This is a genomic window from Actinophytocola sp., from assembly GCF_050699915.1.
Classification (GTDB): Bacteria; Actinomycetota; Actinomycetes; order Mycobacteriales; family Pseudonocardiaceae; genus Actinophytocola.
The window spans coordinates 1-12,507 of sequence record NZ_JBOHGA010000191.1; the positions used below are offsets into that span (position 1 = coordinate 1).

At 71.6% G+C, this 12,507-nt stretch carries 12 protein-coding genes and 1 pseudogene; 2 read left to right on the plus strand and 11 right to left on the minus strand.

Annotation, left to right across the window (positions count from 1 at the left end; all coding sequences use genetic code 11):
* The coding region (locus tag ACRDSK_RS26105; protein WP_431443926.1) for a PfkB family carbohydrate kinase at nt 1-660 on the minus strand (660 nt) is incomplete at its 3' end.
* A gap of 92 nt (nt 661-752) precedes the next feature.
* Here ACRDSK_RS26105 and ACRDSK_RS26110 point away from each other — a divergent pair.
* Nucleotides 753-1,898, plus strand: coding sequence for an acyl-CoA dehydrogenase family protein (locus ACRDSK_RS26110; protein WP_431443927.1), 1,146 nt, complete (start codon nt 753-755; stop codon nt 1,896-1,898).
* A gap of 57 nt (nt 1,899-1,955) precedes the next feature.
* On the opposite strand, the gene ACRDSK_RS26115 is transcribed toward ACRDSK_RS26110, so the two are convergent.
* From ACRDSK_RS26115 to ACRDSK_RS26145, 7 genes are all read right to left on the minus strand, one after another.
* Entirely contained in the window at nt 1,956-2,936 is a 981-nt protein-coding gene (locus tag ACRDSK_RS26115) for an NAD(P)-dependent alcohol dehydrogenase (protein WP_431443928.1), read from the minus strand.
* A gap of 61 nt (nt 2,937-2,997) precedes the next feature.
* Nucleotides 2,998-4,209, minus strand: a complete 1,212-nt coding sequence (locus tag ACRDSK_RS26120; protein WP_431443929.1) for an amidohydrolase — start codon at nt 4,207-4,209, stop codon at nt 2,998-3,000.
* Nucleotides 4,210-4,220: 11 nt separating this feature from the next.
* Nucleotides 4,221-5,132 (minus strand): aldose 1-epimerase family protein, encoded by a 912-nt coding sequence (locus tag ACRDSK_RS26125; RefSeq protein ID WP_431443930.1) that lies wholly within the window; start codon nt 5,130-5,132, stop codon nt 4,221-4,223.
* A gap of 23 nt (nt 5,133-5,155) precedes the next feature.
* Nucleotides 5,156-6,505: an APC family permease gene (locus ACRDSK_RS26130; protein ID WP_431443931.1), complete on the minus strand. Its 1,350-nt coding sequence runs from the start codon at nt 6,503-6,505 to the stop codon at nt 5,156-5,158.
* 128 nt (nt 6,506-6,633) lie between these two features.
* Nucleotides 6,634-7,893 carry an MFS transporter gene (locus tag ACRDSK_RS26135; protein WP_431443932.1) on the minus strand — a complete coding sequence of 420 codons (1,260 nt, stop codon included), beginning with the start codon at nt 7,891-7,893 and terminating at the stop codon, nt 6,634-6,636.
* A 232-nt stretch (nt 7,894-8,125) separates the two neighbouring features.
* Complete coding sequence (gene pdxH / locus ACRDSK_RS26140; RefSeq protein ID WP_431443934.1) at nt 8,126-8,800, minus strand: pyridoxamine 5'-phosphate oxidase; 675 nt, start codon at nt 8,798-8,800, stop codon at nt 8,126-8,128.
* A gap of 171 nt (nt 8,801-8,971) precedes the next feature.
* Nucleotides 8,972-9,607, minus strand: coding sequence for a TetR/AcrR family transcriptional regulator (locus ACRDSK_RS26145; protein ID WP_431443935.1), 636 nt, complete (start codon nt 9,605-9,607; stop codon nt 8,972-8,974).
* A 349-nt stretch (nt 9,608-9,956) separates the two neighbouring features.
* Here ACRDSK_RS26145 and ACRDSK_RS26150 point away from each other — a divergent pair, with 349 nt between their 5' ends.
* Nucleotides 9,957-10,958: a lipase family protein gene (locus ACRDSK_RS26150; protein ID WP_431443937.1), complete on the plus strand. Its 1,002-nt coding sequence runs from the start codon at nt 9,957-9,959 to the stop codon at nt 10,956-10,958.
* A 25-nt stretch (nt 10,959-10,983) separates the two neighbouring features.
* Here the strand turns inward: ACRDSK_RS26150 and ACRDSK_RS26155 are convergent, their stop codons facing one another.
* From ACRDSK_RS26155 to ACRDSK_RS26165, 3 genes and pseudogenes are all read right to left on the minus strand, one after another.
* Nucleotides 10,984-11,700 (minus strand): urease accessory protein UreD, encoded by a 717-nt coding sequence (locus ACRDSK_RS26155; RefSeq protein WP_431443936.1) that lies wholly within the window; start codon nt 11,698-11,700, stop codon nt 10,984-10,986.
* A complete protein-coding gene (gene ureG / locus ACRDSK_RS26160) occupies nt 11,697-12,398 on the minus strand; it encodes an urease accessory protein UreG (RefSeq protein WP_431443938.1) in 702 nt (233 codons plus the stop codon). Before ureG ends, ACRDSK_RS26155 begins: the two co-directional genes overlap by 4 nt.
* Nucleotides 12,364-12,507: pseudogene (locus tag ACRDSK_RS26165) on the minus strand (urease accessory protein UreF); the annotation flags it as partial. The pseudogene ACRDSK_RS26165 and the gene ureG, both read right to left, overlap by 35 nt.

Consider the following 12,507-nt stretch of genomic DNA (forward strand, 5'->3'; position numbering starts at 1 on the left):
GGTGAGGACCGCGGCGGCCGGGCCCTTCGCGAGCCAGTCGCGCGCCGCGCCGACCGGGTCGGCCGCGGAGTCGGCCAGCCACGCGGCGTCCTCGACGGACATTTTGAGCACGCCGATGTCCGGCAGCCAGGAGGCGAACCGCGCACGGAACGCCGCCGGGTCCCCCACCATCGGCGGGCGGATGTTCGGGTCGAGGACGACGAGCCCGCCGCGTGCGGAATGGCGGCGCAGCAACGTCTCGTACGTCGTGGCGCCCGGCTCGAGCAGCAGCGACAGCGTGCCGAGCGAGAGTGTGGTGACGTCGGCGGGCAGTTCGCCGGGGTCGGCGACGAGCCGGTCGGCCGTGCCCTCCACGTGGAACGAGAAGCGGGCCGAGCCGTCCGGCCCGATGCCGGCGACGGCCAGGGTGGTCGGCTCGTCGCCCCGCCGCACGAGCGAAGTGTCCACTCCGGACAGCCGGAGCCGGTTCAGCAGGGCGTCGCCGAACGTGTCGGTCGACAGCCGGGAGAGGAACCGCACGGGCGCACCGAGCCGGCCGAGCGTGACGGCGACGTTGTACGGGCCGCCGCCGAGCAGGGGCAGCAGCGGGCCGAGCTCGCCGGGGCCGGTGGCCGGGGCCGGCACGAGGTCGACGAGCGCCTCGCCGCCCACACAGAGCATGCGCCACCTCACGTTCACGCCCACGATGGTTACCCGATAGTAGGGCGTCATACTAAAGGGCGTCCGAGCATCTGACCCGCGGAGGAAGTCGAATGCCCGCCGAGCGGCTGTTGCCCGACCGTGACGCCGAGGATCTCATCAAGCTGACGAGGGAGATCGCCAGGGACGAGCTGGCGCCCCTCGCGTCGCGGTACGAGGAGGAGGAGCGGTTCCCGCGCGAGCAGTTCCGGCTGCTCGGCCGCAGCGGGCTGCTCGGGCTGCCCTACCCGGAGCAGTGGGGCGGCGGCGGGCTGCCCTACGAGGTGTACCTGCAGGTGCTCGAGGAGATCGCGACCGCCTGGATGTCGATGGGCGTGGGGCTGTCGGTACACGTGATGTCGTGCTTCGCGCTGGCCGAGTTCGGCACCGACGCCCAGCGGGAGCGCTGGCTCGCCGACCTGCTCGGCGGCGAGCTGCTCGGCGCGTACGCGCTCTCGGAGCTGCAGGCCGGCTCGGACGCGGCGGCGATCGCCACGAAGGCCGAGCGCTCGGGCGAGGACTACGTCGTCAACGGCGTGAAGGCGTGGATCACCCACGGCGGGCACGCGGACTTCTACTCCACGATGGTGCGCACCTCCCCCGACGGCCGGCGCGGGATCAGCTGCCTGCTGGTCGACGCCGCCACGCCGGGCCTGTCCGCGGCGCCGCCCGAGCGCAAGATGGGCCTGACCGGCTCGACCACCACGCAGATGCTCTTCGAGAACGCGCGGGTGCCGGCGGACCGGCTGCTCGGCGCGGAGGGCGAGGGACTCAAGATCGCGCTGACCGCGCTCTCGTCCGGCCGGCTCGGCATCGCCGCGTGCTCGGTCGGCCTCGCGCAGGCCGCACTCGACGAGGCGGTCGCCTACGCCAAGGGCCGCTCGCAGTTCGGCCGGCCGATCATCGAGTTCCAGGGCATGGAGTTCCTGCTCGCCGACATGGCCGCCGCGGTCGAGTCCGCCCGCGCGACCTACCTGGAGGCAGCCCGCCGGCGCGACCGCGGGCTGCCGTTCACCCGCCAGGCGTCGATCGCGAAGCTGATCGCCACGGACGCGGCGATGCGAGTCACCACCGACGCCGTGCAGGTCCTCGGCGGCGCAGGCTACACGCGGGACTTCCCCGTCGAGCGGTACATGCGCGAGGCCAAGGTGCCGCAGATCTTCGAGGGCACCAACCAGATCCAGCGCATGCTGATCGCCCGGGAGCTCCGCAAGGCCTAGCGGCCTGGAAGGACGCCTTCCGGACGTTGAACGTCCTGAAGGGGTCCTTCCAGGCATCTAAACGAGGGTGATCACGACCTTCGCGCGGGCGTGCTCCGTCTCGACGTAGCGGATCGCCTCCGGGACCTCGGCGAGCTTGTACGTGCGGTCGACGACCGGGGTGATCTTCCCGGCCTCGGCGAGCTCCCGCAGCGCCACGAGCAGCTCCTTCTTCGGCTCGGTCTGCAGGACGACGATCCGCTGCCCGCGCACGAACCTCGCCACCACCTGGGCGCGGATCATCAGCCCCATCGGGCCGAACAGGCTGCCGCCCCGCGAGACCCCGCCGCCGGAGAGCAGCAGCGTCCCGGTGGCCGTGAGCGTCCGCCGCAGCGCGGCCAGCGAGTGGTTGCCGACCAGGTCGAACACGACGTCGTAGCGGACGCCGGCGCGGGTGAAGTCGGTCTTCGTGTAGTCCACCACGTGGTCCGCGCCGAGCCCGGCGACCAGGTCGACGTTGCGGGTGCGGCACACCGCGGTGACCTCCGCGCCCATGGCCTTCGCGAGCTGCACCGCGAACGTGCCGACGCCACCCGATGCACCGTTGACCAGCACGTGCTGCCCCGACCGCACTCCGGCGACGTCGCGCAGGCCCTTGAGCGCGGTGCGGGCCGCCAGCGGCACCGCGGCCGCCTGCTCGAACGAGAGGTTCGCCGGCTTGCGCTCGACGAGGTCCGCGGACACGCACACGTACTCGGCGAACGCCCCGTCGACGTCGCCGTACACCTCGTCACCCGGCGCGACGTCCCGCACCTCCTTGCCGACCGCCTCCACGCGGCCCGCGAAGTCGCGACCGCGGACCTTCTGCTTCGGTCCCCCGAACCCCATCCCCAGGCGCGCCAGGTACGGGTCGCCCCGCATGAAGTGCCAGTCGTACGCGTTCACCGCCGCGGCGTGCACGCGCACCAGAACCTCGCCGTCCGCCGGCTCCGGTCGCTCGACGTCTCGCAGCGCGAGGACGTCCGGCGATCCGTACCGGTCCTGCACGATCGCTTTCACGAGCCGACGGTAGGCCGCCGGGGCGGCGCCGGACATCCGGAACGACCCCTAGGTGAGGCCCTTATTCCTGGTAGTACGGGTTGGCCGTGACGCCGAAGCCGGTGTGCTCGTCGAAGTGGTAGACCTCGCGGCCCTCGACGAACACCCGCACCGCGCGGCTCATCACGTCCAGCGGGTCGCCCGACCACAGCACGATGTCCGCGTCCAGTCCGGCCTTCAGTGCGCCGACCCGGTCGTCGATCCCCATGATCCGCGCGGGGTTCACGGTGATCGACCGGATCGCGGTCTCGGTGTCCAGGCCCTCCTTGACCGCGAAGGTCGCCTGGTGCACCAGGAACTCGATCGGCACGACCGGGTGGTCGGTCGTGAGCGCGATCCGCACGCCGGCCCGCGCCAGGATGCCCGGGTTGCGCAGGTGCCGGCGTCGAACCTCCACTTTGGACCGCTCGACGATGAGCGGACCGATGATGACCGGGATGTCCTTGTCCGCCAACGTGTCCGCGAGCAGGTGGCCCTCGGTGCCGTGGTTGAGGATGAGCCGGTAGCCGAACTCCTCGGACAGCCGGATCGCCGTCGCGATGTCGTCCGCGCGGTGGCTGTGCTGACACCACGGCAGGTCGCCGTCGAGGACCCGGCCGAGGACCTCCATCGTGTTGTCGCGCTCGAACGGCTTGCCCTCGCGGATCGCCCATTCCCGCGCCTCGCGGTAGTCCTGCGCCTTGACGAAGGCGTCCCGGATCACCGCGGCGACGCCGAGCCGGGTCGTGGGCAGCTTGTCCTTCTCGCCGTAGATCCGCTTCGGGTTCTCGCCGAGCGCGCTCTTCACGCTGACCGGCTCGCGCACCAGCATGTCGTCGACCGTGCGTCCCCACGACTTCACCGCGACGGTGCGCCCGCCGATCGGGTTGCCGGACCCGGGTTTGACGACGACCGTGGTCACGCCGCCGGAGAGCGCGTCCCGGAAGCCCTCGTCGTCGGGGTTGATGCCGTCCAGCGCGCGCAGCCGGGCGCCGTTCGGGTCGGTCATCTCGTTGACGTCGATGCCCGCCCAGCCCTCGGCCGCCTCGATCACACCGACGTGCCCGTGCGACTCGACGAAGCCGGGCAGTACCCAGGTGCCGGCGGCGTCCACGATCTCCGCGTCGTCCGGAATGTCCACATCGGCCTCCGGGCCGACGGCGACGATCCGCCCGTCCGCCACCAGAACGGTGCCACCCTCGATCGGGTCACCGTCGACCGGAACGACATAACCACCCGTGACTGCTGTACTCACAGCGCAGCAACCTACCCGTGCAGCGGGCGGATTCCCCACTTGCCGGACCACGTGTCGCCGGGCGCCACGATGATCAGGTCGGTGCCGGAGTTCAGCGCGTCCGGCGGGCAGGTCATCGGCTCGATGGCCACCGCGCGGGCGCCCTTGCCGGGGAACTCGCCGGGCGTGAACACCTGTACCCAGCCGAAACTGGCGTCCGCCCACACCTCGACGCCGACCCCGTCCCTGGTGACCGAGTGCCGCACGAGACCGTCGTCGCCGGGCTGGCAGTCGCCGAACGCGGTGTCCAGCTCCACCTCGCGCAGCGGCCGGCCGGTGCGGAAGTCGAGCTCCGTGCCGTCCAGCGACTGCGGCTTGCCGATCGGCACCATGGTCTCCGGATCGACCGGCAGCACGCTGCCCGCGGCGAGCGTGAGCTCGCAGTCGTCGACGTCGATCTCGCCGGGTCGAGGGTAGGGGTGCGTGCCGACACCGAAGGGCATCTCCTCGTTGCCGGTGTTGTGCACGGTGTGGGTGACGGTCAGGCCGCCGTCCTCGAGCGCGTAGCGGACCGTCGTGCGGAAGGGGAACGGCCAGCCCTGCAGCTCGCCGACCTCGACCGTGAGCGTGACCGCCGCGTCGCTCCGCTCCGCGACCGTCCACTCCTCGTGCCGCACCAGGCCGTGGATCGCGTTGCCGCGGACGGGCTCGGTCACCTCGAGCTGCTGGCGCATCCCGGCGTGCGACCACGTCGCGCCGCCGACCCGGTTGGGCCACGGCACGAGCACCGCGCCGGCACCCAGCGGCGGCTTGTCGTCCGCGCCGAACGTCTCCACGTACGGCACGCCAGCCACCTCGAAGGCCCGCAGCGAAGCGCCGACCTCGGTGACCACCGCTCGTTGGTCGCCGCTCGCGATCTCCAGTTGCTCCCCGGTAGGTCTCATGCGAAGAGACCCTATTGTCCGGCTCAGTCCCGCAGCGCCGTCGGGTCGACCTCCTTGACCTGCTCGCCCTTGCTGCGCAGGTACAGCCAGTTGACGAACCACAGCACGACGCCGATGCCGAGCAGGATCAGCGCGATGTAGTAGTCGCTGGCCGGGCGGCCGGACAGGACCGGGATCGCGAGCCACAGGCACAGGATGCCGGCGAGGACCGGGGCCCAGGTGGGGGCGCGGAAGTGGGTGTGCTCCACCGGCTCCCGGCGCAGCACCAGCACCGCGGAGTTCACCACGGCGAACACGCACAGCAGCAGCAGCGCGGTCGTGCCGCCCAGCTTGCCGACCCCGTCGGTCCCGGCGGACGCGACGAGGACGGCGGCGATGCCGCTGGTGACCAGGATCGACACCCACGGCGTGCGGCGGAACGGGTGCACGGTGCCGAAGATCCGCGGCAGGATGCGCTCGTTGGCCATGCCGTACAGCAGGCGGCTGGCCATCAGCATGTTGATCAGTGCGGAGTTGATGACCGCGAACACGCCGATCCACTCGAAGATCCAGCGCGGGAAGCCGGGCGCGCCGACGTCGATCACCAGCAGCAGTGCGCCGGACTCGGCGCCTGCGAGGTCGCTCGCGGCGACCAGCAGCGAGGACGTGATGGCCACCAGCACGTAGATCACCGCGGCGGTGGCCATGCCGCCCAGCAGCGCCTTGGGGAAGATCTTCGCGGGCTCGCGGCATTCCTCGGACATGTTGACCGAGTCCTCGAAACCCACCATGGCGAAGAACGCGAGCGAGGTGGCCGCCGTGATGGCGAGCAGCCAGCTGGTGTCCGAGGTGTTGATCTCGGTGAGCCGGCTCGGCTCGCCTTCGCCACCGCCGACCGCGTAGATGCCGACCCCGATGATGATCGCCAGGCCGAGGAGCTCGATGCAGGTCAGCACCACGTTGGCCTTCACCGAGTGGGACACGCCGGCGAAGTTGATCACGGCCAGCGCCACGATGAACAGGACCGCGACGAGCGCGATGGTCGTGTCGGAGAACTCGACGTCGAAGGCGGCCGGCAGGTAGGTGCCGCCGAACGCGCGGGCCGCGGCCGACGCCGACGTGATGCCCGAGCACATCACCGCGAAGGCGACCAGGAACGTCAGGAACGGTTTGCGGTACGCCCGGTTGGTGTACAGCGCCGCGCCGGCGGCACGTGGGTACTTGCCGACCAGTTCCAGGTAGGCGAACGCGGTGAGGAACGCGACGATGAACGCCGCGAGGAACGGCAGCCACAGCGCGCCGCCGACCTTCCCGGCGACGCTGCCGGTCAGCGCGTAGACGCCGGTGCCGAGGATGTCCCCGATGACGAAGAAGAAGAGGAGTCTCGGGCCCATGACTCGCTTGAGCGAGGGAGACGACTCTTCGGCTGGAGCTGTGTTCTCGGTCACCATGACCAGTCAGCATGCCCGATCATGACCGGGATGACCAGATCAACAAGTCAAGGTTTCACTAACTATCCGGTCTACCCGGTCTCCGCACGGTAACGCCAGAACGCGGGCAGGCAGGCCACCGCGACGACCGTCAGGACGATCACGAGCACGCCCCCGCCGGTGGCCGCGGTCGCGGTGCCGACGCCCGCCGCCGTCCAGCCGTGCACGAGGTCGGCGATGCGCGGCCCACCCGCGACGACGACGATGAAGACGCCCTGCATGCGTCCGCGCATCTCGTCGGTGGCCGCGGACTGCAGGATCGCGCTGCGGTAGACCATGCTGACCATGTCCGCGGCACCGCCCAGGGCCAGGAAGAGGACGGCTAGCCAGAGTGCGTCCGCCAGCCCGAACCCGATCACGGCGAGCCCCCAGGCGCAGATGGCGACAGTGGTGCCGACGCCGTGCCGGCGGATGTTGCCGAGCCAGCCGGAGGCGAGCCCGAAGAGCATGGCGCCGATCGGGATGGCGGCGTACAGCCAACCGAGGGCGAGGCCGCCGCCGGGTGGGTCGCCGAACGTGCGCTCGGCCATCTCCGGGAAGAGGGCGCGCGGCATGCCGGCGACCATCGCGATGATGTCGAGCAGGTAGCTCGCGAGCAGGACGTTCTTGGCGGCGAGGTAGCGGAACCCGTCGACGATGTCCCTGAGCCCGGCACGGCGGCGGACCCCGTCTAGCGGCGGCATCCGGGGAATCCTGAGGATCATGAGCGTGGCCGCGACGAGGGCGACGCTGTCGAGGAGGTAGAGGATCGGCAGGCCGGCGACCGGCATCAGCGCGCCCGCGAGCAGTGGTCCGAAGATCATCCCGAACGAGCCGACGGTCGAGGTCAGCGCGGTGGCCGACGGGAGCAGGTCGAGTGGCACCAGCCGGGCGACCGCGGCGGTGCGGGTGGGCAGGTTGATGGCGACGAACGCCTGCTGGACGGCGAGCAGGCCGAGGACGAGCCACACGTTCGTCTGGCCGACCGCCGCCTGGACCCAGAAGGCCACCGACGTGCCGGCGATGCCGACGTTGCTGACGATGATCACGGTGCGCCGGTCGAACGCGTCGGCGATCGCGCCGCCCCAGAGGCCGAAGATCAGCAGCGGCACGAGCCCGAAGAGTCCGGTCAGCCCCACGTAGGCGGAGGATCCCGTGATGTCGAAGACCTGCTTGGGCACCGCGACGACGGTGAACTGGCTACCGACGGCGGTGATCGCGGTGGAGGCCCAGAGCCGCCGGAAGGCCGGCCGCTTCAACGGCCGCGTGTCGATGGCGATCCGCCTCAACCGACCCCGCGTCCCGACCCCCACGCCGGGAGCTTAGCCCGGCTAACGACTCACCGGCGCGTGAATATCGCCACGCCGGCCGGGTTGTCCACAGCCCGACCGCTGCGCGCCCAAACTGTCGATAGCCGCCGATAAGCTGGAAAGCGGGGGGCCCCGCGAGTCCCGAGTTGTCCACAGGGGCCGGCGCCGGGCGGCCGAAATCGTCGGTGGTGCTCGCTAGGCTGGTGTCCGGGGGCCGGAGGCCAGCAAGTACGGCCTACGGGCCGAGGCGCTCGACCTGCCAGGCGTCGCGCTTGAGCTTGAACTGCAGGCGGTCGTGCATGCGGTCGCGCCGGCCCTGCCAGAACTCGACCACCTCGGGACGGATGCGCCACCCACCCCAGTGCGGCGGCACCGGCACCTCGTCGGCGTCGGCGAAGCGGCGTTGCACGTTCGCGAGCGCGTTCTCCAGCGCCGAGCGGCCACTAACCACAATGGACTGCGGGGACGCCCAGGCGCCGAGCTGCGAGCCGCGCGGCCGGCTGGCCCAGTAGGTCTTCGTCTCGGCCGGGCTCACCTTCTCCACCACGCCGCGCACGGTCGCCTGCCGGTGCAGGGAGTACCAGGGGAACGTCGCCGACGCGTAGCGGGTGGCCGCCAGGTCGTGGCTCTTCGCGGAGGTGTAGTTCGTGTAGAAGACGACGCCGCGGTCGTCGAGGCCCTTGCACAACACAGTCCGCGAGGCGGGCAGCCCGTCGGCGTTCGCGGTGGCCAGGACCATCGCGTTGGGCTCCGGGGCGCTGGCGCGGATCGCGTCGTCCAGCCACAGCTGCAGCTGCTCGTGCCAAGTCGGGGCCAGCTCGGTCTCGCTCAGCGTGCCCTCTTCGTAGGAGACCCGCATCTTCGGCAGTTGTACCGCGATGCTGCTGGCCGCGATCTCGGCGTCCGTCATCCTCGGATCTCCTAGCTGCGTAGGGATTACCTAACACTCCGCAGATCAAGTGAGGGCCTTGCCGCCGATCGCCGGAAAGCCCTCATCCGTCGAAGGTACGGGTAATTAGCCCGTACGGAAACCACGCGCCGGGTGAGAACCCCCACCCGAATCGATCCCGCCCGGCGGTAACTACGCCGGACGAGTGATGGCCGCCAGGAACACCGCGCGGATCTCGCTCGCCACGGCCTCGACGGGCAGCGGCGGCTGGTGCGCCTGCCACTCGCGCAGGATCCCGGTCACCGCGCCGACGAGCGCGATCGCGGTCAGGTGGTAGTCCCGCTTGGGGGCGAGCCCGGACTCCGCCGCGCGGTTGCACTCGGCCTCGATGAAGTCCGTGTACCGGGTGAACCAGTCGCGGTGCTGGAGCTCCATGGCCTGGCTGATGCCCGGCGCCTCGACGTAGTTCAGCCGCGGGTAGCGCGGGTCGGACGTGACGGCCGAGACGAAGGCGTCCAGCAGCGTGGTGATCCGGGTCAGCGGCTCGGCGCCGGCGAGCGAGTCCAGCACCGGCAGCATGCGCTTCATCGCCTCGGTGTTGATGTGCGCGTGCAGCTCGAGCAGCAAGGCCTCCTTGCTGGCGAACTTCTCGTAGAAGTTCCGCGTCGACACCCCGGCCCGCGCGCAGAGGTCCGCGATCTTGGTCTTGTGGTAGCCGTGCGTGGTGAACTCGTCCAGCGCCGCCTCGAGCAGCCGCTCCCGCCGCTCGGCGCGCCGCTGCTCGGTGTCGACGCCCCGGTACGTGCGGCTCTGACCGCCCTGCCCCATCGGACTTCTCCTCAGCTGTCGCCGAGCCGGGAATTCTCCAACTGGACAGTCTCGCCCAGGTGGTCTAGCTTCTGAAAATCAGGATTACCACTGTGATGGCAACCACGTGAGGTCGTCGAATATGCGAATCTTCCCACGGTCACTCGTCAGAGTGCTCTCGAGTTTGCTGGTCGTCATCACGGTGTCGTTCGCCGTGCCGGCTCAGCCTTCCGCAGCCCCGTTGGGAGTTCCCGCACCTTCCGACGATCCGTTTTACACCCCACCGAACCCGCTTCCACCGGGGGTACCCGGTGACGTCGTCCGACACCGACGGGTGAACGTGTACGCCGAGCCCCTGACGCCGTTCCCGATGCCGGTGAAGGCTTGGCAGATTCTGTACCGGTCAACCTCCGCGACCGGGGCGGCCAACGCCGTCTCCGGCACGCTCCTGGTGCCGCCGACGCCGTGGACGCGCGGGCCGCGGCCGCTCGTGAGCTACGCGGTCGGCACCCACGGACTCGGCGACTCGTGTGCGCCGTCCTACAAGCTGCGGACCGGGACCGAGAACGAGATCGCCCTGATCAGCCAGGCCCTGCTCGCCGGGTGGGCGGTCGTGCTCACCGACTACGAGGGACTCGGCACGCCCGGGCAGCACACGTACGCGGTCGGCGTGTCCGAGGGACACGCGGTGCTCGACGCGGCACGTGCGGCGGCACGCGTGCCGGGTGCGGGCCTGTCGGCATCCGGGCCGGTCGGCCTGTTCGGCTACTCGCAGGGCGGTCAGGCGACGTCGTTCGCGGGCGAGCTGGCGCCGTCGTACGCGCCGGAGCTGAACCTGGTCGGGGTCGCGACCGGCGGCGTGCCGGCCGACCTGGCCGAGGTGGCCCGGTTCAACGACGGCAACGTGGGCTTCTCGCTCGTGCTGGGCGCGGCGGTCGGCTACTCGGCGGCGTACCCGGAGGTCCCGTTCGAGGAGATCCTCAACGACACCGGCCGGGCGACCGTGCCGCGGGTGGCGAAGGCGTGCACGGTGGAGCTCGCGACGATCGCGCCGCTGCGCCGCCTGAGCGACTTCGTGACGGTGTCGGACCCACTCGCCGACCCGCGTTGGCAGGCCCGCCTCGGGGAGAACCGTGCCGGCACCCGGGCGCCGGCCGCGCCGGTCTACCTGTACCACGGCACGGTCGACGAGCTGATCCCGGCGACGGTCGGCCGGCAGCTGCGGGCGCAGTGGTGCGGGCTCGGCGCGTCGGTGCGGTGGCAGGAGATCCCGCTGGCGGAACACATCCTGGGCGTCGCCGTCGGCGGCCCGGCCGCGATGACCTGGCTGGGCAACCGCTTCGCCGAGAGGCCGGCGACGAGCAACTGCTGACCGCGCTGGGCGACTCGACCTCCCGTCAGGAAGCCGACCGTGCGGCGTCGAGGTGGCGCAGGGCGGTCACGGCGTCGTCGGCCAGGGCAGTGGTCAGGGTGCCGCCCGCGGCCAGCGAGGTGCGCGACCACCACTCGCCGCTCGCCGGCTCGCAGGTGCGGTCGTCGAGGTGGAGGTCGGTGGCGAGGACTCGTTTGCCGGCCAGATGGGCGGTGCTCGCGTCCAGCGCCGGGTCGCCCACCGTCAGCTGTTGGCGCAGCACCGGACGCCCGGCGCGGGTGACGTTCGTCGTCGTGACCAGGGTGCCCGGGCGCTCGCCGGTGCGACCGAGGACCAGGACCTCCCGCACCCGCAGGCACGCGTCCGCGGCGAGGTCGGCGTGCAGTTCGGCGGTGTGCCGGGCGCGGGCGGTGATCACCGACGGCTCTGGCAGGTAGGTGGTGGTCGAGCCGGCGGCCAGGTGCAGGCGGACCACCGAGCGGCTCGGGGCGCCGTGCGGGCCGGGCAGCGCGACCGTGGCGGCGATGCCCCGCAGCTCCAACGCGGCGCACGGTCCCACGTGGACGGTCAGGGCGAGCTCGTCGCCGCCGAGCGGGGTGGCCGCCGAGCTCACCAGGTGCACCAGCGCCGGACCGGTCCGCCGCCGCGCCGGGACCAGGGTAAGCGGCGCGGCGCAGCGCAGTACGCGGACCACGTCCCGGCCGTCGGTGTGCTCGACCGCCAACAGCGCCTCGGCCCTCACAGCTGCGCGCGCACCCACGCCGCGACGGCCGGCGCCTCCGGCGTGTCCACAAGGGACTGCAGTACGACCGGCAGGCCGCGGCGGATCCGGTCGGCGTCACCGGACATGACGGCCAGGTCGGCGCCCACCAGCGGCGCCAGGTCGGTCTTGTTGATCACCAGCAGGTCGGCGGTCGTCACGCCCGGGCCGCCCTTGCGCGGGACCTTGTCGCCACCGGCCACGTCCACCACGAAGATCTGCCGGTCGACCAGGCCGCGGGAGAACACCGCGGTCAGGTTGTCGCCGCCGCTCTCGATGACCACCAGGTCCAGCGCGGGGTAGCGGCCGGCCAGCCGGTCCACCGCGTCCAGGTTCGCCGTGATGTCGTCCCGGATGGCCGTGTGCGGACAACACCCCGTCTGCACCGCCTCGATCCGTGCCGAGTCCAGCACCCCCGCGCGGCGGAGGAAGTCCGCGTCCTCGGTGGTGTAGATGTCGTTCGTCACCACCGCGACCTCGAGGTCGGCCAGCGTCCGGCAGAGCGCCGCCACGAGCGCGGTCTTGCCGCTGCCGACCGGGCCGCCGACGCCGATCCGCAGTGGACGGCCACCGTGCGGGTCGGGCACGTGCGGGTCGGGGTCGCTGTGTGTGGGGTCGAAGCTCACGGGGTGGGTGTGGGTGTGGTCAGCTCGCAAAGAGACGCACCTCTTCTCGGTGATGCCGGTCGTGCTCCTGCGCCAGCAGGTCCAGTCCGGGCGCGCCCGGAGCGGGCAGCGACGCCGGGTCGTCGCCCGCCGACCGCGCCGCGGCCGCCGCGACCGACCGCAA

Coding starts and splice junctions, on each gene's coding strand:
- ACRDSK_RS26150 (WP_431443937.1), top strand. CDS start 9,957: ATGCCGGTGAAGGCTTGGCAGATTCTGTACCGGTCAACCTCCGCGACC.
- ACRDSK_RS26110 (WP_431443927.1), top strand. CDS start 753: ATGCCCGCCGAGCGGCTGTTGCCCGACCGTGACGCCGAGGATCTCATC.
- pdxH (WP_431443934.1), bottom strand. CDS start 8,800: ATGACGGACGCCGAGATCGCGGCCAGCAGCATCGCGGTACAACTGCCG.
- ACRDSK_RS26130 (WP_431443931.1), bottom strand. CDS start 6,505: ATGGGCCCGAGACTCCTCTTCTTCTTCGTCATCGGGGACATCCTCGGC.
- ACRDSK_RS26145 (WP_431443935.1), bottom strand. CDS start 9,607: ATGGGGCAGGGCGGTCAGAGCCGCACGTACCGGGGCGTCGACACCGAG.
- ACRDSK_RS26125 (WP_431443930.1), bottom strand. CDS start 5,132: ATGAGACCTACCGGGGAGCAACTGGAGATCGCGAGCGGCGACCAACGA.